Origin of the sequence: Flavobacterium hercynium (genome assembly GCF_002217285.1) — a bacterium.
Taxonomy (GTDB): Bacteria; Bacteroidota; Bacteroidia; order Flavobacteriales; family Flavobacteriaceae; genus Flavobacterium; species Flavobacterium hercynium.
This window is the reverse complement of record NZ_MUGW01000024.1, coordinates 1-23,305: the sequence shown is the minus strand read 5'-3', so window position 1 is coordinate 23,305 and position 23,305 is coordinate 1. Positions and strand designations below refer to the sequence as shown.

Here is a 23,305-nt window from a genome sequence, read left to right as displayed (position 1 = left end):
TTCAAAATCAACACAAATTTAACGAATGAGCACGAATTAAATTTTTTTAAATTAATGGCATAAACTAAAATTTGCACAAATAGATTAGTGAAAATTGGTGGAATTTATATTTATTTTTAATCTCTATATTTTCCTATCTAGCCCCGATTGAAGCCTGCCGTGTAGGCACATTTTCCAAATCAACACAAATTTAACGGGTGAGCACGAATTAAATTTTTTAAAATTAATGACATAAACTAAAATTTGCCCAAATAGATTAGTGAAAATTGGTGAAATTTGTGTTTAAATTTAATCTCTACATTTTCTTATCTAGCCCCGATTGAAGCGATATCCTTTTATGGCAATTTCCGTAACTAATTGTGCCATAAAAGATTTAGCGAAAAGCGGGAGTGGAGTTCTGGGAAACTTGATTTTTGTGCTCCTGATTATTACATGATCAAACGAACACCTCCAAGATCTGAAACTCGGTAGGAGAATTTATTTCCCGGTGAACCAATAAACATAAAGTTTTTAGGAATGTTCCATTTTTTAGATAACTCGTCTATAATTTCGGGACCAAAAACGCCTTCAATTTCAAGGTACTCAATATCTATTTGATCGTAAGCACGATCAAGGACTTCAAGATCAGTTTGTAAAGCTTCACTATTAGAAACGCCACTTGTGATATATACAATCTTAAGTTTTTTTGTTGTTTCGTTTCCTTCAACATATTGCAAAACTTTATTCAGAATAGCAATATTATCGCCTTTCGTAAAGAATACAAATTCCTGCGAATTTATTTCTAAACTCATTTTTCGCAAATAACGATTGCTCAATACGACCATTTTACGCAAAGGTTCGTAGAAATATTCTAAGGCTAAAACTAAAACCCGAATTAAAAAAACACGATTTAGCATGATTCCGATAAAAATTAATGCAGGAACCATATATTGAAGAAAGGTATAAAAAGCGTAAATATTCAATTTCATGTTACCCACAAAGGCAGCAATAATAGCGGAAACAGCAATTAATACTGAAATTCCTTTTGCGCGCTCCGGTCTTGGTAATTTTTCTCGTTTGTATTTAAGCAACAAATTTCCGATTCCAAATAATGCCATAACAGCCAAAAAAGAAAAAGTATAAACTCCTGCTAAAGATTCTAAATGACCGCTGGTTGCAAATTGAACAGATAAACATAAAACCAAGAAGCTGATTACGATTCTGTAATGTGATCCTCTTTTATTTTGTTTTAGAAAATAATTTGGCAAAATTCGGTCTAAGGTCATTCGGTTTAATAATCCGGAAACACCAACAAATGAAGTTAGTACAGCTCCGCATAAAACTAAAACAGCATCTACAGAAATCAGCCATGCCAGCCATGAACCACCGGTAGTTTCGCCAAGATAGGCGAGAAGTGATTCTTTATTAGCACCAACTTCTGTTAAGGGAATAATACTGATTAATAAAAGTGCGATAACCGGATTGAAAAAACTAACGATTCCCCACATGTTTCGCAACGTCTTAGGAAAAACACCATGTTCTTGCTCTTCAACAAAATTTGCAGAACTCTCAAAACCTGAAATTCCGAGCATTGCTGCCGAGAAACCAAGAAAAAGTGCTGTTTTTATATTTCCGAATGCGACGGGCATTTGCCAATTGATATGAAATGTTTCCAAACCATTATTTAAAATGAACCACAAGGATGCTAAAACTAAAAGGCTTAAGGTAACAAGATGTGTAATAAAAATAAAGACGGCGACAAAAGCAGATTCACCAATTCCTAAAATGGCCAATCCTGTAAACAAAACTAAAACAATGACTGTTGCAATCGTTACATTAAGACCATCAAAAATACCGTGTAAATAATGCATTCCTTCTGAAGCTGAAATTACTGCCGTTGCCATATAAGACAAAACAGTTAATGTTGCTGCCAGAGAGGCAAGGCGTTTTGTTGAAGTATTTAGTAAAACATTATATGCTCCACCATTTAAAGGAATTGCGCCTACAACTTCACCATAAATTTTTCTAAACAAAAATAAAACTACGGCAACAATTAGTAAAGAAATCCAGGCGTATTGTCCTGCATATAAAATTGTTAAAGCAGAGACATATAAGCAGGAAGAACTAATATCGTTTCCGCAAATTGCTGTAGCCTGAAGTTCATTTAATTTTTTGTGTACAAGTTCTTTCATATTTATTCATTGAAACACCATTAACTTAACAAAGAGCAATAACCAAAAAACGTATAATAGTATAACGGCTTATAAATTGAATAAAGACTAAAAAATATTTTAGTTAATGTGAATTATAAATTTCGATTTTTAAAGGAAATTATGTTGTTTGCTGAAATTTACTTAATGACAACAAAGCTTGCTTTTGAATTTTATTGTGGAAAAATCCAGTCCATCCCAATAAAAGTCCTGTTGTACCAAAAGCTTGCTTGGACCATTTCCAAACATCAAAACTGTCAGTATGTTTTATTATTAATCCGTCCTGGAAAACAAACTCAGCCGAAACTCTATTGGTTACCATTCTGTTTGTTTTGCTGAAATTATAGGTAGCAACCCATTTTGCAGAACCAGTAGATTCATCTGCTTTAACAGCTGAAAATTCAATTTTAATATTGCCTTTACTTCTTAAAAGTAACATTCTCCACATATCAGAAACTTGTTGTTCTTTCAATAAACCAAATGCGGGATCTATAAAATGTACTTTAGGATGGTAACATTCACTCATCGTTTGGTAGTCAGCATTTGCAAAAGCAGTATAGAATTTTGTAATTAAATTTTCGTTTGAATTCATGTAAGATAAATTAGATGATAAATATAAGAATTATTAAATGATATAATTGCTTATAAAAGACTAATTGCCGAAGCAGTATTAAATGTTTTTTTTGAGGTATCAAAAGCAGTTGAAAAATAAGCAGTTCTGTTTATCGTCGTAAAATATCCTGTCTGATTTCCAAAAGTAGTAGGACCTCCTGCCAGTATAAAACGGATTGCTTTGATATCGGTATTTTTTAGTTTATTAAATTCTGCCGGAGTAAAATAATAATAGGATGAAGTTTTTCCGTCTGCAGCTTCTTTTACATTTCTGTCTACGCAGGCAATAACATCACCATTGGCTAAATCAACATACAAACCACCGGCAATTCTAACAATGTCGTTTGCTGTTTTAACGGTTAATTTTAAAATACCTCCTTTGTCTGTTTTTGCAATCTGAACATCGGTCTCGCCTGTGTAAGCATATTTTTCGCAAATAAAAGTATAATTTTCGGTAGCTGGCCAAGGTTTAGAGCCGTTTACAACCATACTTTCCTGAGCACATGCTAATGTCGAGATTAGCAGAAAGACAAAAAGAGGTAATTTTAAATTCATAATTTAATTTTATTATTCGTTTATTTTAGCGTCAAATTTTTCATCCCAATCCATCGATTTAATGGCAGAGATCAAATTGTTTTCATCTACAAAAACACGAAGTTCTTTGTTGGCTACCTTTTTGCTGTACATCGCATGATAACGATAGATAACTTCCTGCTTGCTTTTGTAAACGCCATCTAATTTAAGATCAATGAAACTTCCGTAATATTGTCTAAATCGCTGACAGGTTTTTGTTAAACGTTCTTCTGTTGTGTTTTCCATTACCGATTTGGTAACTTCAGTTTCATTAAAAGGTTTAAACTTTGATGTGTTACAAGTTTCTAAAACTCGTTTTCCTAAATCATAGGCTTTTTGTTGCTGGCTGGAATTTATTTCTGCTCCAGAAACTTTTTTAATTTTTAAATCTTCCGTGTCACGGCTTACATTTTTCGATTTACAGCCAATTAACATTAGCAAACTTATAATCAATACTGCTTTCTTCATAACTATTTATGTTATTTTTAATAATAAATTAGGGTCGGGGCAGTTTTCAATGTAAAAATTCAGGTGATTGGTGTTGCAGACTCCGGGATAATCTCCCCAATAATCTTCTATATTTTGTATAATCTGAAAATGAAGATGTGGTGCATAATCTCCATTTATAGTTGAATTTCCAAGAGTTGCAATGGTGTCGCCCTTTTTGAAAGCTGCCCCAACGGCAAGGTTTTCTATACTTTCTAACGATAAATGACCGTATAAAGTATAAAATTTTTCATTTTCAATTTCGTGTTCTAAAATAATGGTCGGTCCATAATCGCCCAAACCAACGTTGTTTTTAAAGCTATGTACTTTTCCGTCAAGCGGAACCAAAACGGATGTTCCCTCTTTTGTCCATAAATCTAATCCAATATGTATGTTTCGTTCTAAAGCAGAATCATTTTTGAAAATAGTGCTTCGCTGATATAAAGTACGCCCTTCGATATAACCGCCAAAAGCCACTTTTGCATTGTTTCGCTCCAAAAAGTGATCTACATAATTTTCAAATTCAGCAGCATCAGCCGGTTTGTTCTCAAATAATTCTTTATTGGTAACCGATAAATCTAAAGCAACATATTTAGAATAATCAATACTGGAATCAATTACTTTTGTGGGTGGTAAAGATTTTAAAATAGAAATAAGACTCTTCATAAATACTAAATTACGCTACTTTTTCGATGATTATTAATTCGTTATGATCTTCTACACGAGGCAGCATTTTGGTAGAAAAAAGTTTAGAGTCGATTTCTGAAATATACTTCTTGTTTCTAACATTGTGCGCTTCATCCAGAATCATGGTATTAAAAAGAATGAATCCCTTATTTTTCAAAAGTTGGCAAACTCGATTGCTAAAAAAACTTTCAAATAAAAAGTTAGGCATTTTTATATCTTCAAAAATGTCAATGATGATTAAATCATAATGTTCTTTTGTTTTGAGTACAAACTCAAAGGCATCATCGATAATGATTTCTAATTGCTCAATCTGATTGAGGTTAAAATATTCGTTCGCTACCTGAATCATTTCAGCGTCAATTTCAACTCCTGTAATTTTTCCTTTGTATTTTATTTCTTCTGCCAACGTTTTAATTACGCTGCCACCTGCCACACCAAGTACTAAAATATGATCCATTTTGAGAATTTTGTCGTATCCAATATTTCTAAGACCATACCTTAAGATACGTTGCAGACTTCCATAAGAATAATTTGTGTTTTCAGAATCCAGTACCAATTCACCATTTGCCCACGTTACTTCAATCGTTTTGCTTCGTGCTGATTTTTTTTTAAATATTTTAATTGGAATTAGATAACTAAACAGTTTTGGGATCATTTTGTTTCGCTTTTACTCAAATTTACCATTTTAAATCTTTTATTTTGCATGAAACAATAAAATTTAATGAAGAAAAATATATACAAATTCATCTTTTTTAAGCTAATGGGCTGGAAAATAGTGGGAATGGAAAATGCAGCGGTAAAAAAGTGTGTATTAATGGTATTGCCACATACAAGTAATCATGATTTTTATTTGGGAATTTTTACCCGCGGAATTTCCGGCTTAGAAATGAACTGGGTAGGAAAGAAAGAATTGTTTAAATTTCCCTGGGGTTTTTATTTTAGAAGTGTTGGCGGTGAACCTCTTGATCGTTCAGGTGGTTTGAATAAAGTAGATGCTATTGCTTCTATTTTTGACAGAAAAGAAGTTTTTCGTTTAGCAGTTGCTCCGGAAGGAACACGTAAAAAAGTAACAGAACTGCGAAGTGGTTTTTATTATATAGCGCTAAAAGCAAATGTGCCAATTGTTCCTGTTGCTTTTGACTGGGGTAAAAAACAAGTTGCTTTTGGAGAAGCATTTTTCCCAACAGGAGATTATGCAGCCGATATTCAAATTCTGAGAAAGTTCTACGAAGGTGTTTCGGGGAAAATTCCGGAGAATGGTTTTCCGATCTAAATTTTCACTATTTTTTCGGATTCGTGAGAATCGCTTAAACGAAAAATATTTTTAAAAATTTTCAAATACGCAAAATTTACAAACTACGGGACATACACCTTAAATGTTCCGTTTTTGTAAAAAAACACTATTTTTTCAATTTCACCTTCAGCTGGAGTAATATTTGATGTTTTACTTTCGGGTTGCTTTATTGATTGTGATGGTTTTTCATTTTCGATTTCAATACTAGAAAAAAGATCATGAGCCATTATATTTTCCTGAGATGAAATAGTAGCGATCGTTCTTTCATTCTCTAAGTCTTTTTCTATTTTAAAAGATTCTATTTCTTCCTCTCGTTTAGGGAAACTTCCTTTTCCGTTTAAGATCCAATACAAATCTACATCAGGAAAAACATCCAGAATTTTAAGTACAAAATCTAAGCTAGGTTTGTTTCTGCCAGAAAGTAGGTGAGACATACTAGAACGTTGTACACCAATTTTGTCCGCAAATGTAGAAGCATTTAAACTATAATAATCGAGTATAATCTCGAGCCTTTTTACAAAATCATCGATGTTTACCATTGTAAATTATTATTTAATTGATCAGTGTTTACAAATGTAATCATAATAAACAAAATAACCAATTTTACAGTTGTAAAATAGGAATATAGTATTATAAAAAGGTTATTCTAACTCTAAGTAACACGGTTTAACTAACTGAAAATCAATATTATTATTTATTAATTTAACATCGATCACAATTGTCAACATTAGGATTGTATTTATTAAACTATTTGCCTAAAATACTGTTTACATTATTAAATTTTAGTCTTTTTTAAATGTTTACAATTGTAACAATAAAGATGTTTACTTTTGTAAACTAATCGAAAAGCAATGAATTTAGAAGAATTATTTATCGAATCGAAAGAACAATCGATTCATGGTCGTTACCTAACATTAGAACATATTGAACCATTACTTGAAAAACTAAACACTAATAATCAAGTTAAAATTATTGGTAAATCAGTTTTAGACAAACCTATATATAGTTACGAAATTGGTACAGGCGAAACGCGTATTTATTTATGGTCTCAAATGCATGGAAATGAAAGCACCACTACAAAGGCTGTTTTTGATTTTATAAACGTTTTGAACAACGGTTCTGATTTTGCTCAAAAACTCCTTAATAAATTTACTTTTTATTTTATACCTATATTAAATCCTGATGGAGCAGCGTTATACACACGTGAAAATGCTAATAAGATAGACCTAAACCGTGATTCTCAGAATTTGACGCAACCGGAAAGCAAAATATTGAGAGAGATTTTTGAAGCTTTTAAACCACACTATTGTTATAATTTGCACGATCAGCGTACTATTTTTGGTGCCGGAAGCAGCGGTTATCCTGCAACTGTTTCTTTTTTAGCACCTTCTTATAATGAAGAACGTGAGATAAATGATAATAGATTAAAAGCTATTAATATAATTGCCGGAATGAACGATGTTTTGCAAAAATATATACCAGGGCAGGTGGGAAGATTTGATGACTCCTTTAATATCAACTGTATAGGAGATACTTTTCAATATTTAGGAGTTCCTACCATTTTATTTGAAGCAGGGCATTATCCAAATGATTACGAAAGAGAGATTACCAGAAAGTTCATCTTCTTCTCCTTAATCACAAGCTTCGAGCTACTTTGCGAAAACGATTTAGTTGATAACAGAATTTACGATTATTTGAATATTTCACAAAATAAAGTGGTTTTTTATGATTTTATGTACAAAAATATCAAAATAAATTATGATGGTATCGAAATTATTACGAATTTTGTCGCTCAATACAAAGAAGAATTAATTGAAAATAAGATTCAATTTAATGCATATATAGTTGAAATAGGCGAATTAGAAAATTACTTTGGCCATTTTGAATATGATGCGGAAGGAGCAAGTTATACAGATGACTTTGGTAACATTCCGAAATTGAATCAAAAAGCAGATTTTTATTTAAATAAAAATGTTAAATTTGTTAACGGATTGGCAAAAAGTTAATTTTTATGCAAATTTGTTATTTTTTATATATATTTTTATACTTTGTTATAGCAATTAGTAATATTAATTAAAGAATTATGAGTAAATTTCGTTTAGATGAAGTAGATCACCAGATTTTAGATATGTTAATAGACAATACGAGAGTTCCGTTTACTGACATTGCAAAAAAACTATTGATATCTGCTGGAACAGTACATGTTAGAGTAAAAAAAATGGAAGACGCGGGTATAATAATGGGGTCTTCATTAGCCTTAGATTACGATAAATTAGGGTATTCATTTATTGCTTATGTTGGTGTATTTCTTAACAATACATCTCAAACAAAATTTGTACTTGAGCGAATCAACCAAATTCCATTCGTGACTGTAGCATCTGTTACTACAGGTAAATTTAATATCTTTTGCAAAATTAGAGCAAAGGACACTAAACACGCAAAAGAAGTTATCTTTATGATCGACGATATTGAGGGAGTTTACAGAACAGAAACAATGATTTCATTAGAAGAAAGTATAAACGATAAGAAGCGTTTGATGCATACTATTTTTAAAAATATGTAATATTTTCTTGAATGCTATATTAAAATATAACCTCAAGTTTATTCTTGGGGTTTTTTTATGACCAATTAACCAACCACCTATAGATTATGTATACGCTTCCAAAAATAGAACGCTTTAATCAGGACGTTCTTTCAAAATATCATATTTACAACAGTGTTTTTATAACATTACCTTTCGATTCTATTGATAATACAGGAGTTTTACTTCCTTTATTTACAGAAACTTGCGAAACAGGATTTAAAAAACAGGAGACTCCAAAAGAGATCTTTGATTTCTTTTCTAATAAATTTTTAACTAACGCTACAGAAAGCGAAAAGTTAGATCTAATGTTTCGATTTATTCAGTATATCGAACGTCAGATTGTATTATTTGACGCTATAGAAGATGCTGCATTTCCGGAAGTAAACAATATGGAAGGACATGGTTCTCTTCGTGATATAAAAGAAAAAATAGACGCAGAGGAAAAAGACGATGAACTTATTGAGTTTCTTGAAAGTTTCAATGTTAGAACTGTTTTAACGGCGCATCCTACGCAATTTTACCCTGGAGCTGTTTTGGGGATTATAAACGATCTGACAGAAGCTATTCGTTCCAATGACTTATTTCAGATCAAAAAATTACTGGCACAACTAGGAAAAACACCTTTTATTCAAAAAGAAAAGCCAAATCCTTACGATGAAGCGGTGAGCTTGATCTGGTACCTTGAAAATGTATTTTATGCAACTTCAGGTGAAATTGTACATTATTTGCAGAAAAATGTACTTCAGGGAAAAGCAATTCAAAACAAACTTATAAAACTTGGATTCTGGCCAGGCGGAGATCGTGACGGAAATCCATTTGTTACAACTGAGATTACCTTAAAGGTTGCAGAGCGTTTACGTACCTCAATTTTAAAGTGTTATTATGTTGAAATGAGAAATCTTAAACGTAAGTTAACTTTCTCAGATGTAGATACTTTGGTAGCCGAACTTGAGCATAAGCTTTACCGTTCCGTTTTCTATTCTAAAGGCGAAATTTTTATCACTTTAGATGAGTTGTTGTCGCAATTAAATACAATTCGTGCTATAATTATCGAAAAACATCAGTCGTTGTATCTTGACGAATTAGATGCGTTTTTGCTTAAAATAAATCTTTTCGGATTTCACTTTGCAACTTTAGACATTCGTCAGAATAGTAAAATTCATAATGTGGTATTTAAAGATGTGGTACAACATTATCTGAACTCAAATTCTACTGTATTTCCTCAGAACTACTTTGAGTTATCAGAAGCAGAAAAATTAGTGGTTTTATCAAAAGTTAAAGGAGAATTAAATCCTGCTGATTTTGAAGACGAGATAACAAGATCTACTTTAGAATCTGTACAGGCTATTAAAACTATTCAAAAGAATAATGGTGAATTAGGAGCCAATCGCTATATCATCAGTAATAACGAAAGCGCACTGAATGTTATGGAGACATTCGCTATGATTCGCTTAAACAATTGGGAAGATCCAACTGTTGATATCATCCCGCTTTTTGAATCTGTGGATGATTTGCAAAATGCACATCAGATTATGGAGCAATTGTATACGAATCCGGAATATTCTAAGCATTTAAAAGCCAGAGGAAACAAACAAACGATCATGTTAGGTTTCTCTGATGGAACTAAAGATGGTGGTTATTTAATGGCGAACTGGAGTATTTACCAGGCTAAGATATCACTGACTGAAATCTCTAGAAAATATGGCATAAATGCGATCTTTTTTGATGGTAGAGGTGGGCCTCCAGCACGTGGTGGTGGAAAAACACATAAATTTTACGCTTCTCTAGGTCCAAAGATTGAAAATAATGAAATTCAGATTACGGTTCAGGGACAAACAATTAGTTCTAATTTTGGAACTCTAGATTCTTGCCGTTATAATATCGAAAACCTTTTAAGTGCTGGTGTTACGAATCAGATTTTTAGTGAAGGTAAAAATGAATTGAGCACGAATGAAACTGAAATCTTAACGCAATTAGCCGGTTTAGGATATGATAAGTATTTAAGTTTTAAAAATCACCCTAAATTCATTCCGTATTTGGAAAAGATGAGTACTTTAAAATACTATTCTAAAACAAATATTGGAAGCCGTCCTTCTAAAAGAAGCAAATCTGAACAACTGGATTTTGCAGATTTAAGAGCGATTCCGTTTGTGGGATCATGGAGTCAGTTAAAACAAAATGTTCCGGGATTCTTTGGAGTAGGAACAGCATTAAAGCATTTTGAAGATACAAATAAGTGGGACAAACTGCATGACTTGTACCACAATTCATTATTTTTCAGAACATTACTAGAGAATAGTATGATGTCATTGGCAAAATCGTTTCTTCCGCTTACTGCATACATGAGAAATGATCCTGAATTTGGAGAATTCTGGCAGATTATCTACGATGAGTTTGAAGAAACAAAACGTCTTTTGCTTAAAATAGCTGGTCATAAAACACTAATGGAGAATTATCCTGACGGTATAGCGTCTATTCAGATAAGAGAACGTATCGTAATGCCATTGTTGACAATACAACAATATGCTTTGTTGAGAATTAACGAATTGAACAAGGAAAGTGAACCAAATGAAGAGTTAATTAAAGTATATGAAAAAGTGGTAACAAGATCCCTTTTTGGTAATACGAACGCAAGTAGAAATTCAGCTTAAAATTTATATTTTTATCAACTAAAATCGTTAAAAAATGTACGCTAGCCAATTGTTAGAAAATGAATACGCAGGTTTTTATAAAACATATATAAACGCAGCAGGCGAGGGAGATCTAATTGAAGAATTAGAAATTTCGCTTCATGCTTTTATTAAGTTTGTTCAAAATATTCCATTGGATAAATTTGATTATCGTTACGCTGAAGGTAAATGGACAATTAAAGATATCATTCAGCATTTAATAGATGCTGAACGTATTTTTGTTTATCGTGCGTTGCGATTTTCAAGATTTGACAAAACACCTTTGCCAAGTTTTGAGGAGAATGATTATGCCATAAATGCAAATGCAGGCAAAAGAAGTATTCAGGATTTGCTAACTGAACTTTCAGCGTTAAGACACTCAAATATATTGTTTTACAAAAGTTTATCTGAAGAACAGCTTAAATTCATAGGAACATCATCAAACAATCCAATGTCTACTCGTGCATTAGGTTTTGTAATCATTGGACATCAAAAACACCACCAAAAGGTTTTTGAAGAAAGATATTTGTAACAATGAAATTATTATAAAAAGGAAATCCTGTGAATAAAATTCACAGGATTTTTTGTTTTAAGTTTAATTCTTTTGTTTTAAGCTTGTTTCAAGTTTCAAGTTTTCGCCTTGTTTTGAAAAGGCAAGATTGAGCTAATTACTTTTATAAACGGCATGCAGCAATCATTCAATCATTAAATAATTAAATCATTAAATCATTCAATCAAAATCTACTTATTCCTCTCCACGACAGCAAGCCCTAATCGAATCTTATCATACGATAGTTTTTCTTCAAAATAATCGTAATACGGTTTTAGCGCTGTTGGGTATTCTAATTCTATTTGTGCTTTATGGAGTTGTTTTACTTCATTATCAGTAACAAACTGACTCATATCGATATCTTCTCCATCTACGTAAAGTTTTGCTAAATGAGAAATAATGGTTGTTAAACCTAAATTTCGTCTCTCTGCAATTTCTTCCACTGTATTTCCATCTCTGAAATATCCTAAAGTAGTTTTATATGTGTTGCTTTCTTTTTTAGCTTTCTTGTTCTTCTTTTTTACTTCTTCGTAATAAACAATGGCATCGATAAACTCCGTACCATATTTTTCAAGTTTTGCTTTACCAACACCATCAATAGCAAGGAACTCTTCATCGCTCATAGGACGTAAAGTTTCCATTTGTCGTAATGCAGCATCGCTAAAAATTACATAGGCAGGAACTTCTTCATCCTTCGCTATTTCATAACGTAATTTGCGAAGAATTTCAAATAGAGAGTTTTTAGCTGGTTTCTCTTTTGCTTCTTTTAATTCGTTTTTATCAATTACTTTTTTGACAACAGTCGTTAGTTCTACTTTTTCTCCTTCAAACAACACTTTTCGTGCAAAAGGAGTAAGCAAAATTTTATTGTGCTGATGAAAAGCAATTTCACAATATCCTAAGTTTATTAACTGAATTAAGTATTGATTCCAATCGTACCAGGAAATGTCAGCGCCAATTCCGTACGTTTTTAGCGTTTGATAATTTTTTTCGTAGATATACGCGTTTTTTGAGCCTCTTAAAAAATCAACAATTACAGCCAATGATTCCGATTCTTGTAAACGTACAATAGCAGACAATGCTTTTTGCGCTAAAATGGTTCCGTCGAAAAATCTGGGCGGATTTTTGCAAATGTCGCAGTTACCGCAATTTTCTTTTACCAATTCACCAAAATAGGAAAGTAGAATTTTACGTCTACAGCTTAATGCATCTGCATATTGTTTCATTCGCTCCAGCTTAGCCAGCTGAACATCTGAATTGAGCCCTTCTGAAGCAAATTTCTGAAGCTGAATCACATCGGCATAACTTTCGAACAAAACTGTTTCTGCTGGCAATCCGTCACGTCCTGCACGGCCAATTTCCTGATAATATCCTTCAATATTTTTAGGCAAGTTATAATGGATAACCCAGCGTACGTTTGACTTGTCGATCCCCATTCCGAATGCGATTGTTGCGCAAACGACCTGACAATCATCGTTAATAAATTCGTCTTGAGTTTTAGCTCGAATCTTATTGTCTAAACCTGCGTGATATGCTTTTGCTTTTACGCCATTTTTTTGCAATTTTAGCGCTAATTCTTCTGTGGTTTTTCTGCTTAAGCAATAAATAATTCCTGACTCGTTGGTTTTATTCTCAACAAATTCGATAATTTGCTTTACACGGTCTAAAGCCGGACGTACCTCTAAACTTAAATTCTTTCTGTCAAAAGAAGCAACAAATGTTTTTGGATTTTTTAGTTTTAATTGCTTTGTAATATCGGTTCGCGTCGCTTTATCTGCTGTCGCGGTTAAGGCAAGAACTGGAGTAGAAGGGAAGCGGCTTTTTAAATATCCTAAATTTGTGTAAGCAGGACGAAAATCATGTCCCCAAGATGAAATACAATGCGCTTCATCAATAGCAATTAAACTAATGGTGAGTTCATTAAATACAACATCCAGATAAGAAAGGCTTTCCGGAGCAATATAAACGAGTTTAAAAGTATTTGATTTTAAGTTATCGATATAAAACTGCTGTTCTTCACTAGATTGACTACTGTTGATATAACAAGCAGAAATTCCATTTGTTTTTAAACTATCAACCTGATCTTTCATTAAAGCAATAAGCGGGGAGATTACTATGGTAATTCCGGGCAGAACTAATGCCGGTAACTGAAAACAAATAGATTTTCCGCCACCTGTGGGCATAATAGCTAAAGTATCCTGACCCGAAAGTATCGTTTGTATGATCGTTTCCTGATTAGGTCTAAACTTTTCGAAACCAAAATTTTCTTTTAATTTGGCGTGTAATATTTCTGAATTCATAGGCGAATATTTTAATGTGCGGCAAAGCTAAAAAACTAACATTAAAACATAGTATTTTCCTTCTATTAAAAAAAGTTTTAACATTCATAAAAAAAGGAACCCGAATAGAGTTCCTTTAGTTTATTATAGAAATGATAAATTAGTCTTCATCATCTTCATCGTCGTCGTCAGCGATATCATCATCTTTGTCATCATCATCGTCATCATCGTCACCACCATCTGTGTCTGGTTTGTCCAGATTATCATCTTCATCGTCATCATCGATATCATCATCAAGATCAAGACCTTTTACTGGTTCGATTGTGTCAACATCAACATCTATATCATCATCTTCGTCGTAATTTTCGATTCTGTCAGCAAGTTTAGTACTAATTTTTACAAGGTAAATAGTATCTTCAGTACGAACTTCAACAGCTTCGATCAATTCGTTTTTAGCATTTCTAAAACGGATAACATCCGAATCATCATAACCATCAGGAAATTTTTCAACTAAAAGGTTTAAAATTTCGTTGGTAAGTTTGGCGTAGTCTACAATAACTCTTTTCATAAAATTATCCTATAAATCTAATAAATATGCAAAAATAAGCGGTGCAACAATTGTAGCATCCGACTCGATAATAAATTTAGGGGTTTTGATATCTAATTTACCCCAAGTGATCTTCTCGTTAGGAACAGCTCCTGAATAAGAACCGTAACTAGTTGTTGAATCTGAGATTTGGCAGAAATAACTCCAGAACGGAATATCGTGCATTTCCATATCCTGATACAACATTGGTACAACACAAATAGGAAAATCTCCTGCAATACCACCACCAATTTGGAAGAATCCAATTCCGTTAGTGCTATTTTTAGGGTACCAATCAGCAAGGAATGTCATATACTCAATTCCTGATTTCATGGTAGATGCTTTTAAATCTCCTTTGATTACGTATGAAGCAAAGATGTTCCCCATCGTACTATCTTCCCATCCCGGAACGATAATTGGTAAGTTTTTCTCAGCAGCTGCATACATCCAGCTATCTTTTAAATCTATTTCATAATATTCTTCTAAAACACCTGATAAAAGCATTTTGTACATGAATTCATGAGGAAAATAACGCTCACCTTTATCGTCAGCATCTTTCCAGATTTTGTAAATGTGTTTTTGTAAACGACGGAATGCTTCATGCTCAGGGATACAAGTGTCAGTAACACGGTTTAATCCTCTTTCAAGCAAAGCCCATTCGTCTTCTGGTGTTAAATCACGGTAGTTTGGAACTCTCTCGTAGTGGGAGTGAGCTACTAAATTCATGATGTCTTCTTCTAGATTGGCTCCTGTACATGAAATAATTTGCACTTTATCTTGTCTAATTATTTCGGCAAAAATTTTACCAATTTCTGCTGTACTCATAGCGCCAGCCATACTTACCATCATTTTAGCTCCATTTGCTAATTGTTGCTCATATGCTTTTGCAGCATCAACCAACGAAGCAGAGTTAAAGTGTAAATAATGTTTTTCAATAAACTGACTGATTGGTCCTTTCATTTTTCTTGTTTTTTGTTTTTTTTTTGAATTAAAAGTTTTTAACCTTTTTGATGGTACTGCAAATTAATAATTTTATAGATATTAATATTATTTTGCAGGTTTTTTTTTATACTTTTTTCTTGTAACCTAAAATCTTCAATACATCGTCAGAAGTTTGTTGATCTGAGAAAACCTCAGTAGCTAAAATTCCGTTTTCATCACGATCTATTAAAATATGTTTAGGCTGCGGAATTAAACAGTGGTGTAATCCTCCATAACCTCCAATAGTTTCCTGATACGCACCAGTATTAAAGAACCCAATATACAAAGGTTTTTCTTTGTTGTATTTTGGAAGGTAAATGGCGTTCATATTTTGTTCTGAGTTGTAATAATCGTCACTATCACAAGTCAAACCACCTAATAAAACCCGCTCGTAAGTATCATTCCAACGATTTACCGCAAGCATGATAAAACGTTTGTTTATCGCCCATGTATCTGGCAGTGTAGTAATGAAAGAAGAATCAATCATATTCCATTTCTCTCTATCATTTTGTTGTTTTTGATACAAAATCTGATAGATTGCTCCACCGCTTTCACCTACTGTAAATGATCCAAACTCTGTAAAAATGTTAGGAACATCAACTTCAGCTTCATCACAGGCAATTTTGATTTGATTGATAATTTCATCAATCATATATTGGTAATCATATTCGAATGCCAATGAATTTTTTATTGGAAATCCACCTCCGATATTTAATCCGTCCAGAGTAGGGCATTCCTTTTTAAGTGCAATGTATACTTTAATACATTTTACCAATTCGTTCCAATAATAAGAAGTATCATTGATTCCGGTATTGATAAAAAAGTGAAGCATTTTAAGCTCTAATTTATCGTTTTCCTGAATCTGTTTTTTATAGAACGAAACTATGTTTTTATATCCAATACCTAATCTTGAAGTATAAAACTCAAATTTAGGCTCTTCTTCAGCTGCAATACGAATTCCAATTTTAAATTTTCCTTTGATTTCAGCTTGTAGTAAATCTAATTCTTCGTAATTATCAATAATCGGAATAGTGTTTTTATGTCCGCTGTTGATTAATCGTGCAATATTTGTAATGTATTCGTCTCTTTTAAAGCCGTTACAGATTACATAAGTACTTTTGTTGATTTTACCATTTTCAAGCAAATTCTCTACAATATTAACGTCAAAAGCAGATGATGTTTCGATGTGAATATTGTTCTTGAAAGCTTCATTCATAATATATTCAAAATGAGAGCTTTTCGTGCAATAACAGTAGTAATATTTTGCTTCGTATTTGTTTTTCTCCATTGATTTTCTGAACCAGGCTTTTGCCTTATTGATGTTTTCAGAAATCTGCGGTAAGTAAGTAAACTTTAATGGCGTACCATATTGCTCTACTAATTTCATCAAATCGATATTGTGAAATTGTAAGTTGTCTTTGTTTAGTTTAAATTCCGTTTGTGGGAAATAGTATGTTTGATTGATTAGATCAGAATATTTAGTATTCATTTATTTTTCAATATTAAAGATTGTCTTTTTTTTAATTTAGTAACACGAAGCTAAATCTAAAATTCAAACCCTAATATTTGCAAATATAATCTGCAGTTTTTCGTGTTCAGCTTTTGAGCACTGGAAAACATCAAAACGAAACGGACTTTTACTATTATAAAAACGATCCAATATCCTCAGTAGGGAACTATTGAGCCGGTTTCTGTAAGAGCTAAATTGTCTTTGTTTATTGTTTGTTTTCATCGTGGCAAATGTAAAAAATAAATTATACCAAAAGCAATGCTTTTGATTAAAAAAATGTTTAGGATTTATAATCTTGAAACGCGTCTAGAATCAATTTATTTTCAACGGATTGATTAATTTTTATTTTCCCGATTCCTTCAATTAATGCAAATTGAATTAAACCATACTCATTTTTTTTGTCATGAATAAGTAATTCTAAGATCGGATCGATATCATTTTCTTCTACAATTACATCATCATAAATACTCTTAATGGCTGTTTTAATTTCAGCGTACTCTTCTGCTGTAATTAAATTTTTATGTAAAGAAATGTAACTTTCTAAGATCATTCCAATTGCTATAGCCTCACCATGTAACAATGTCTTTTTTGTTTCACTTTCTAAAAAGTAACTTTCTATAGCATGTCCTAAAGTATGTCCGAAGTTTAATGCTTTACGTATGTTTTTCTCAGTAGGATCCTGAATTACAATATCATTCTTAATTTCAACAGAACGATATATTAAGGTATCAAAATCAGCATAATCGATTGATTTTAAATCCAAAAACTGTTTCCAATATGCTGCATCGTAGATTAAACCGTGTTTTAACATCTCTGCTAAACCGGAACGCATTTCGCTTTGTGGTAAAGTCTCCAGATAATTGGTATCTATTAAAACCATTTGCGGTACGTTGATTACTCCGATCTGATTTTTAAGATTTCCTAAATCTACACCCGTTTTTCCTCCAACAGAAGCATCTACCATAGATAATAAGGTAGTAGGGATATTAATGAAGTCAATTCCGCGCTTAAAAGTAGAAGCAACAAAGCCACCTAAATCCGTTACAACACCACCGCCTACATTAATAATAAGGGATTTTCTGTCAGCTCCAAGTTCTGTTAAAACATTCCAGATCTCGATACAGGTTTCTATATTTTTATTGATTTCACCTGCTTCAAATTCGATAATTTCTATCGTCAAATCTGTTTCTAAGAGTGGTAAAAACTTAGGTAAACAATACTCATTAGTTTGATTATCAACTATAATAAACAAGTTTGAATATTTATTTTCTTTTAAATGTTTATTTAAAGCTTCGTAGGCATTTTGGTTAAAATGTACGAAATAATTATTGGCTTGAATAGATTGCATAATTCATTAGTTAATTGAATCCGCAAAATAAGGCATTTTTAACTAGATAATATTGAAACTCTCTCTATATTTGCACAAAAAATTACTCTAAATGGAAAAAATATTCGACAACACTCAAGTTGCATTTTCACTTAAAAGCGATACGGAACTTGATAGAGCTTATTTTCTTTTTAAAATGATCGACAGCCAGCCTTTGGTAAGGATCGGAACTGCTGTTACCAATTTTGCTATCAAAGCAAACTTACCGGTGGAAGGATTAATTCGTGCAACTGTTTTTGACCATTTTTGTGGTGGTATAAATGAAAACGATTGTATTACTGTAGTAGACAAAATGTTTACTAAAGGAGTTTCATCTGTACTTGATTATTCAGTAGAAGGAAAAGAAGAAGAAGAACAGTTTGATGCTGCTCTACAAATGACATTAAAAACAGTTGAATTTGCAAAAGAACGTTTAGCAATTCCGTTTGCTGTTTTTAAACCAACAGGTTTTGGTCGTTTTGAATTGTATGAAAAATTAGGAGAGAAAAAAACTTTAACTCCTGAAGAGCAAGCAGAGTGGGATAGAGTAGTAGCCCGTTTTGACCGCGTATGCAGTGAAGCACACAAAAAAGATGTTGCTTTACTTATTGATGGTGAAGAAAGCTGGATGCAGGATGCTGCTGACGACTTGGTAACCGAAATGATGCGCAAGTACAACAAAGAAAAAGCAATTGTTTTTAATACGTTGCAAATGTACCGTTGGGATCGTTTAGATTATTTGAAAAATTTACATGAAGTTGCCAAAAAAGAAGGTTTTTTCATTGGAATGAAATTAGTTCGTGGTGCTTACATGGAAAAAGAAAACGACAGAGCAAAAGAAAAGAATTATGTTTCTCCAATCTGCGTTTCTAAAGAAGCAACTGACATCAACTACGATGCAGCTGTTGACTATATGTTAGCACATTTAGATATGATGTCCATTTTTGCAGGAACTCACAATGAATTGAGTTCTTATAAATTAATGGAAGCAATGAATGCTAAAGGTGTTGCTAAAAATGACAACAAAATCTGGTTCGGACAATTGTACGGAATGAGTGACAATATTAGTTACAACTTAGCAGAAAATGGATATAATGTTGCAAAATATCTTCCATTTGGACCTGTAAAAGATGTTATGCCGTACTTGATTCGTCGTGCTGAAGAAAATACTTCTGTAGCAGGTCAGACAAGTCGTGAATTATCGATGATTAAAGCAGAACGTAAGAGAAGAAAAGGAAAATAATTCTACTTTTATTTTATTATAAAAAAAACTCCAATTAAAATTTAATTGGAGTTTTTTGCTTTAAAGTGTTTTTATTTTTCTAGAAAGAGACCTGGCATTGTAAAACAACCATTCCTAAACGATCTTCCTGTCTGAATTTTGAATTTACCGCTGTTTGTCCATAAACAGATCTGCTCTGGTAATTTAAACTGAATTTTGGTCCAAAAGTTCCTGTAGTGTAATAATTGGCTCCAATTTCATACATCGCCATTGGCGTATTCAAAGCTTCTAAATCAGCTATTTGTGTTGCTACAAAAGGTTGTAAACGTCCTTTTTTCTCTGCATTATCCGATTTCGGGAAGAAATAACCAAGCTGAGCATAATAGATATTTCCTGTTCCAACGCCTGCAAAACCTGTTCCTGAACCATTTACTGTCGAAAAATCAGTGATAGCAGGATTTGGAGTTGCTACAAACTGTGTGTAATCTTTTCCGTACTGCGCATTATTGTATGAAGCGTACGCTGTAATTGCGGCACCATTTCCACCAATCGGACTATCGTAGAAAACATCTAAACCTAGAATTTTCATGTCGTCATGAAGAACAGAACCCGGCACATCTACATCTGATCGCCAAGTTGCATTGGCTTGTGTCATATAACCAAGTCCAATATTAAAAACTTTTTTCGTTCCTAAATATGTACCTCTATTGTAAGCTTCTAAGTTTTGCTCGTTTTCAAGAAAATGATACGTCAGAATTCCTGAGAATTGTGCTCTTGGCGTTTCAGGACTTATAGTAGAAGTAGGACTTATTACTGTATTTGTATTTCTGTAGGGATTGGTAACAGCAACACGATAACTTAATTTATCAAGATATCCTTTTGCGTAAATGCTCAAGTTTCTGTTTCCAAAAGTAGAAGAGGTATTGATAAATTGCTGATACATAGGGGTATCTAAACTTAAGTGAGTTGCAGAACTGTTTGCAGAATAGCGTGTTGTTCCGGCACCCCAACCGGTTAATCCACCTCCGATATGTAGCTTATCACTAAAATGGTATTCTCCCAAAGCATCCATAACCGATAATGGTGCATTAGATGGACCGCTATTTTGGGTGAAGTTGATGTTGTTCTGACCAAATTGCAAATGAAAAAAGATATTATCAGAGATCATTCCCAATGCTTGTAAACGCAAACGTCTAATTACAACATCGTAGGTATCATCAACTTGTGTTGTACCCACTTTACTGCCTGGATTTAATTCAGAATAACGTCCCCAAACCTGAAGATTCATTCCGAATCTAATGTATTTTGATCCATCAGGACTTATATTGACAACGTTAAAAGGTTTTTCTTGTGCATTAGCATTAATGGTGTTAAAAATAATAATTAATAAAATCAGTAGGTTTTTGATTTGTGGCATTTGTTTAATTTAAGGATTTGATAATTAGATTTGGGCTTGTGTATAATTTATGCGTAGTGATTGGGTTAAATATTAAGAATTGCTGAACTGAAGGTTACTTAAGTTCTTATAAATTCCGTTTTCAAGATTAATTAATTCCTGATGCGTTCCTTCTTCTGTAATTCTTCCGTTATCTAATACGAGGATCTTATCAGCGTTTCTAATAGTCGAAAGACGGTGCGCAATGATAATGCTTGTTCTTCCTTCCATAAGTACTTCTAAAGCTTCCTGAACCAGTTTTTCGCTTTCACTGTCTAATGAAGATGTAGCTTCATCTAAAATTAAAATACTTGGGTTTTTAAGTAATGCTCTTGCGATAGCAATACGCTGGCGTTGTCCTCCGGATAATTTAACACCACGTTCTCCAACAAGTGTTTCGAATTTTTCAGGGAAACCTTCGACAAAATTCAAAGCATTGGCTTGTTTTGCTGCCAACATGATTTCTTCGTCTGTAGCGTCAGGTTTTCCATAAGCGATATTTTCTCTGATGGTTCCTCCAAATAAAATTACATCCTGAGGCACAATACTCATGTTACCGCGAAGACTTTCTAAATCATATTCGTAAATATTTTTTCCATCGATAATAATTTCTCCTGAAGTGATATCGTAGAAACGAAGTAATAAAGATGAAATTGTTGATTTACCGGCACCGCTTGGTCCGACAATCGCGATTTTTTGACCAAATTCAGCTTTGAAATTAACATCTTTAAGGACTTCAACTTCTTTACGTGACGGATAACTGAAGGCAACATTGTTGAACGAAACATTTCCTTTGATTTTTTCTATAACAGGTCTGTTTTCATTTCCTTTAATGTCTTCCGGACTTTCTTCTAACAATTCAAAGACGCGTTCTGTTGCACCAACTGCTTTTTGGATTTGAGCATACATTTCGGCTATTCCTCCAAAAGAAGCACCAATAAAGGTTGTATAAAGTACAAATGAAATTAAATCTCCAACACCTTCAACTTCTCCTTTGATTGTTAAAGTTATTCCATACCAGACAACTGCTACTACACAGCCAAAAAGACACAAAATAATAAAAGATGCAAAATAACCTCTATATTGACCACCTTTGATGGCGATTTTTACGATTTCTTTGATTTTGTTTTTATAACGCTGAATTTCGTACCATTCATTCGCAAAAGCTTTTACATTACTGATTCCCTGAAGTGTTTCTTCCACGATTACCTGACTTTCCGCAACTTTATCTTGTGTTTTCTTTCCGTATTTACGAATAAATCTTCCAAAGATTACTGCTGCAACTGCTACAATAGGAACAATTGCCAACATCATTAGCGTTAATTTAGGACTAATATTTCCCAGAATAACAAAACCGCCAATAATTAGGATTAACTGACGCAGAAACTCAGCTATTGTTGTGGTAAAAGTATCTTGCAACTGAGAAATGTCTGCACTAATACGACTGTTCAGTTCTCCAACGCGTTTTTGAGAAAAGAACGACATAGGAAGTTTTACCAGATTTTCATAAAGGGCAAAACGAATGTTGGATAATGAGTTTTCTGTAAAGTTGACAAACAATGAAATTCTGAAAAAAGAAAAAACGGCTTGTAATACCAGAATTCCCATAAGTGCAACGGCTATTTCGTTGGCTCTATCAAGATCTTTGTTAGTTACGCAGTCTACAAGCATTCCCATAAGCTTAGGGAAGGCGAGGGCTGTGGCACTGGTTAGGAGTAGAAAAACCAAACCAAGAATAAATTTCCATTTGTGGTTCTTACCGTATTTAAAAATTTTAAGTGCTTTTTGAAGTGAGTTTGAGTCTAATTTAGCTTTAGGTAAATCATTTTCTTGAAATCTTGCCATTGGATTATACTATTTAAGGTTTACAAATGTAAGATTATGCAAGTAAAATCAAAAGAATATTATGTTTTCAAACTATAGATTTCATTATTTTATAAAATGTGCTAAAAAGAGTAAAATTTATTGACTTCATAAGGGATTGAAAAATAGATAAGTAAAGAAAAAATTAAAAAAAGATTAATATTTTTTCAATTTTATGCTTGGAAATTCAAATAGTAGCTGTATATTTGCACTCGCAATCACGAAATGATAGCAGCCTAATAAAATAGGGCGATTAGCTCAGCTGGTTCAGAGCACCTCGTTTACACCGAGGGGGTCGGGGGTTCGAACCCCTCATCGCCCACAAAACTCCTTAAGAAATTAAGGAGTTTTTTTTATGTCTAATTTTTCAGGAAAATTTATATTTTAAGATAAGGTTTCTAAGGATCAATACAAAAACC

At 32.9% G+C, this 23,305-nt stretch carries 20 protein-coding genes and 1 tRNA gene; 7 read left to right on the top strand and 14 right to left on the bottom strand.

Going from position 1 to position 23,305, the window contains the following annotated elements; all coding sequences use genetic code 11:
* Positions 1-428: 428 nt before the first annotated feature.
* From B0A66_RS12125 to B0A66_RS12100, 6 genes are all read right to left on the bottom strand, one after another.
* Positions 429-2,171 carry an APC family permease gene (locus B0A66_RS12125; RefSeq protein ID WP_089050106.1) on the bottom strand — a complete coding sequence of 581 codons (1,743 nt, stop codon included), beginning with the start codon at positions 2,169-2,171 and terminating at the stop codon, positions 429-431.
* 139 nt (positions 2,172-2,310) lie between these two features.
* Positions 2,311-2,781 (bottom strand): nuclear transport factor 2 family protein, encoded by a 471-nt coding sequence (locus B0A66_RS12120; RefSeq protein WP_089050105.1) that lies wholly within the window; start codon positions 2,779-2,781, stop codon positions 2,311-2,313.
* A 50-nt stretch (positions 2,782-2,831) separates the two neighbouring features.
* Positions 2,832-3,356, bottom strand: coding sequence for a hypothetical protein (locus tag B0A66_RS12115; protein WP_089050104.1), 525 nt, complete (start codon positions 3,354-3,356; stop codon positions 2,832-2,834).
* A gap of 12 nt (positions 3,357-3,368) precedes the next feature.
* Positions 3,369-3,842 carry a hypothetical protein gene (locus tag B0A66_RS12110; protein WP_089050103.1) on the bottom strand — a complete coding sequence of 158 codons (474 nt, stop codon included), beginning with the start codon at positions 3,840-3,842 and terminating at the stop codon, positions 3,369-3,371.
* A gap of 6 nt (positions 3,843-3,848) precedes the next feature.
* Complete coding sequence (locus B0A66_RS12105; protein ID WP_089050102.1) at positions 3,849-4,526, bottom strand: peptidoglycan DD-metalloendopeptidase family protein; 678 nt, start codon at positions 4,524-4,526, stop codon at positions 3,849-3,851.
* A gap of 10 nt (positions 4,527-4,536) precedes the next feature.
* Complete coding sequence (locus B0A66_RS12100) at positions 4,537-5,202, bottom strand: spermidine synthase (RefSeq protein ID WP_089050101.1); 666 nt, start codon at positions 5,200-5,202, stop codon at positions 4,537-4,539.
* Positions 5,203-5,268: 66 nt separating this feature from the next.
* Here B0A66_RS12100 and B0A66_RS12095 point away from each other — a divergent pair, with 66 nt between their 5' ends.
* Entirely contained in the window at positions 5,269-5,820 is a 552-nt protein-coding gene (locus B0A66_RS12095) for a 1-acyl-sn-glycerol-3-phosphate acyltransferase (RefSeq protein ID WP_089050100.1), read from the top strand.
* An 83-nt stretch (positions 5,821-5,903) separates the two neighbouring features.
* On the opposite strand, the gene B0A66_RS12090 is transcribed toward B0A66_RS12095, so the two are convergent.
* On the bottom strand, positions 5,904-6,380 hold the full coding sequence (locus B0A66_RS12090) for a helix-turn-helix domain-containing protein (protein ID WP_089050099.1): 477 nt from the start codon (positions 6,378-6,380) through the stop codon (positions 5,904-5,906).
* Positions 6,381-6,692: 312 nt separating this feature from the next.
* On the opposite strand from B0A66_RS12090, the gene B0A66_RS12085 reads away from it, so the two are divergent.
* The 4 genes from B0A66_RS12085 (at position 6,693) to B0A66_RS12070 (ending at position 11,626) form a co-directional block, all read left to right on the top strand.
* A complete protein-coding gene (locus B0A66_RS12085; RefSeq protein ID WP_089050098.1) occupies positions 6,693-7,847 on the top strand; it encodes a M14 family metallopeptidase in 1,155 nt (384 codons plus the stop codon).
* 77 nt (positions 7,848-7,924) lie between these two features.
* Positions 7,925-8,404: an Lrp/AsnC family transcriptional regulator gene (locus B0A66_RS12080; RefSeq protein WP_007805990.1), complete on the top strand. Its 480-nt coding sequence runs from the start codon at positions 7,925-7,927 to the stop codon at positions 8,402-8,404.
* Positions 8,405-8,490: 86 nt separating this feature from the next.
* Positions 8,491-11,076 carry a phosphoenolpyruvate carboxylase gene (locus B0A66_RS12075; RefSeq protein ID WP_089050097.1) on the top strand — a complete coding sequence of 862 codons (2,586 nt, stop codon included), beginning with the start codon at positions 8,491-8,493 and terminating at the stop codon, positions 11,074-11,076.
* Positions 11,077-11,110: 34 nt separating this feature from the next.
* Positions 11,111-11,626 (top strand): DinB family protein, encoded by a 516-nt coding sequence (locus B0A66_RS12070; RefSeq protein ID WP_089050096.1) that lies wholly within the window; start codon positions 11,111-11,113, stop codon positions 11,624-11,626.
* 209 nt (positions 11,627-11,835) lie between these two features.
* Here the strand turns inward: B0A66_RS12070 and recQ are convergent, their stop codons facing one another.
* The 5 genes from recQ to aroB all read right to left on the bottom strand — a co-directional run bounded on the left by recQ (position 11,836) and on the right by aroB (position 18,348).
* Entirely contained in the window at positions 11,836-13,944 is a 2,109-nt protein-coding gene (gene recQ / locus B0A66_RS12065; protein WP_089050095.1) for a DNA helicase RecQ, read from the bottom strand.
* Between the two features lie 139 nt (positions 13,945-14,083).
* Complete coding sequence (locus tag B0A66_RS12060) at positions 14,084-14,491, bottom strand: DNA primase (RefSeq protein WP_089050094.1); 408 nt, start codon at positions 14,489-14,491, stop codon at positions 14,084-14,086.
* A 9-nt stretch (positions 14,492-14,500) separates the two neighbouring features.
* Positions 14,501-15,469 carry a deoxyhypusine synthase family protein gene (locus tag B0A66_RS12055; protein ID WP_007811609.1) on the bottom strand — a complete coding sequence of 323 codons (969 nt, stop codon included), beginning with the start codon at positions 15,467-15,469 and terminating at the stop codon, positions 14,501-14,503.
* Between the two features lie 106 nt (positions 15,470-15,575).
* Complete coding sequence (locus B0A66_RS12050; RefSeq protein ID WP_089050093.1) at positions 15,576-16,979, bottom strand: type III PLP-dependent enzyme domain-containing protein; 1,404 nt, start codon at positions 16,977-16,979, stop codon at positions 15,576-15,578.
* Between the two features lie 301 nt (positions 16,980-17,280).
* Positions 17,281-18,348 carry a 3-dehydroquinate synthase gene (gene aroB / locus B0A66_RS12045; protein ID WP_089050092.1) on the bottom strand — a complete coding sequence of 356 codons (1,068 nt, stop codon included), beginning with the start codon at positions 18,346-18,348 and terminating at the stop codon, positions 17,281-17,283.
* 91 nt (positions 18,349-18,439) lie between these two features.
* Here aroB and B0A66_RS12040 point away from each other — a divergent pair, with 91 nt between their 5' ends.
* A complete protein-coding gene (locus B0A66_RS12040) occupies positions 18,440-19,609 on the top strand; it encodes a proline dehydrogenase family protein (RefSeq protein ID WP_089050091.1) in 1,170 nt (389 codons plus the stop codon).
* Positions 19,610-19,688: 79 nt separating this feature from the next.
* Here B0A66_RS12040 and B0A66_RS12035 read toward each other — a convergent pair whose 3' ends face one another.
* Both B0A66_RS12035 and B0A66_RS12030 read right to left on the bottom strand, forming a co-directional pair.
* Positions 19,689-21,005, bottom strand: coding sequence for a porin (locus B0A66_RS12035; protein ID WP_089050090.1), 1,317 nt, complete (start codon positions 21,003-21,005; stop codon positions 19,689-19,691).
* Positions 21,006-21,077: 72 nt separating this feature from the next.
* Positions 21,078-22,868, bottom strand: a complete 1,791-nt coding sequence (locus B0A66_RS12030; RefSeq protein ID WP_089050089.1) for an ABC transporter ATP-binding protein — start codon at positions 22,866-22,868, stop codon at positions 21,078-21,080.
* Between the two features lie 265 nt (positions 22,869-23,133).
* Between B0A66_RS12030 and B0A66_RS12025 the strand changes: the two genes are divergently transcribed.
* Positions 23,134-23,208, top strand: a tRNA-Val gene (locus tag B0A66_RS12025).
* Positions 23,209-23,305: the final 97 nt, after the last annotated feature.

What these genes read in the sequence shown, in the direction of transcription:
- B0A66_RS12125 (WP_089050106.1), bottom strand. Translation starts at nt 2,171, where the DNA reads ATGAAAGAACTTGTACACAAAAAATTAAATGAACTTCAGGCTACAGCA.
- B0A66_RS12060 (WP_089050094.1), bottom strand. Translation starts at nt 14,491, where the DNA reads ATGAAAAGAGTTATTGTAGACTACGCCAAACTTACCAACGAAATTTTA.
- B0A66_RS12080 (WP_007805990.1), top strand. Translation starts at nt 7,925, where the DNA reads ATGAGTAAATTTCGTTTAGATGAAGTAGATCACCAGATTTTAGATATG.
- B0A66_RS12040 (WP_089050091.1), top strand. Translation starts at nt 18,440, where the DNA reads ATGGAAAAAATATTCGACAACACTCAAGTTGCATTTTCACTTAAAAGC.
- B0A66_RS12090 (WP_089050099.1), bottom strand. Translation starts at nt 6,380, where the DNA reads ATGGTAAACATCGATGATTTTGTAAAAAGGCTCGAGATTATACTCGAT.
- aroB (WP_089050092.1), bottom strand. Translation starts at nt 18,348, where the DNA reads ATGCAATCTATTCAAGCCAATAATTATTTCGTACATTTTAACCAAAAT.
- B0A66_RS12110 (WP_089050103.1), bottom strand. Translation starts at nt 3,842, where the DNA reads ATGAAGAAAGCAGTATTGATTATAAGTTTGCTAATGTTAATTGGCTGT.
- B0A66_RS12070 (WP_089050096.1), top strand. Translation starts at nt 11,111, where the DNA reads ATGTACGCTAGCCAATTGTTAGAAAATGAATACGCAGGTTTTTATAAA.
- B0A66_RS12095 (WP_089050100.1), top strand. Translation starts at nt 5,269, where the DNA reads ATGAAGAAAAATATATACAAATTCATCTTTTTTAAGCTAATGGGCTGG.
- B0A66_RS12100 (WP_089050101.1), bottom strand. Translation starts at nt 5,202, where the DNA reads ATGATCCCAAAACTGTTTAGTTATCTAATTCCAATTAAAATATTTAAA.
- B0A66_RS12105 (WP_089050102.1), bottom strand. Translation starts at nt 4,526, where the DNA reads ATGAAGAGTCTTATTTCTATTTTAAAATCTTTACCACCCACAAAAGTA.
- B0A66_RS12055 (WP_007811609.1), bottom strand. Translation starts at nt 15,469, where the DNA reads ATGAAAGGACCAATCAGTCAGTTTATTGAAAAACATTATTTACACTTT.
- B0A66_RS12085 (WP_089050098.1), top strand. Translation starts at nt 6,693, where the DNA reads ATGAATTTAGAAGAATTATTTATCGAATCGAAAGAACAATCGATTCAT.
- recQ (WP_089050095.1), bottom strand. Translation starts at nt 13,944, where the DNA reads ATGAATTCAGAAATATTACACGCCAAATTAAAAGAAAATTTTGGTTTC.
- B0A66_RS12120 (WP_089050105.1), bottom strand. Translation starts at nt 2,781, where the DNA reads ATGAATTCAAACGAAAATTTAATTACAAAATTCTATACTGCTTTTGCA.
- B0A66_RS12030 (WP_089050089.1), bottom strand. Translation starts at nt 22,868, where the DNA reads ATGGCAAGATTTCAAGAAAATGATTTACCTAAAGCTAAATTAGACTCA.
- B0A66_RS12075 (WP_089050097.1), top strand. Translation starts at nt 8,491, where the DNA reads ATGTATACGCTTCCAAAAATAGAACGCTTTAATCAGGACGTTCTTTCA.
- B0A66_RS12035 (WP_089050090.1), bottom strand. Translation starts at nt 21,005, where the DNA reads ATGCCACAAATCAAAAACCTACTGATTTTATTAATTATTATTTTTAAC.
- B0A66_RS12050 (WP_089050093.1), bottom strand. Translation starts at nt 16,979, where the DNA reads ATGAATACTAAATATTCTGATCTAATCAATCAAACATACTATTTCCCA.
- B0A66_RS12115 (WP_089050104.1), bottom strand. Translation starts at nt 3,356, where the DNA reads ATGAATTTAAAATTACCTCTTTTTGTCTTTCTGCTAATCTCGACATTA.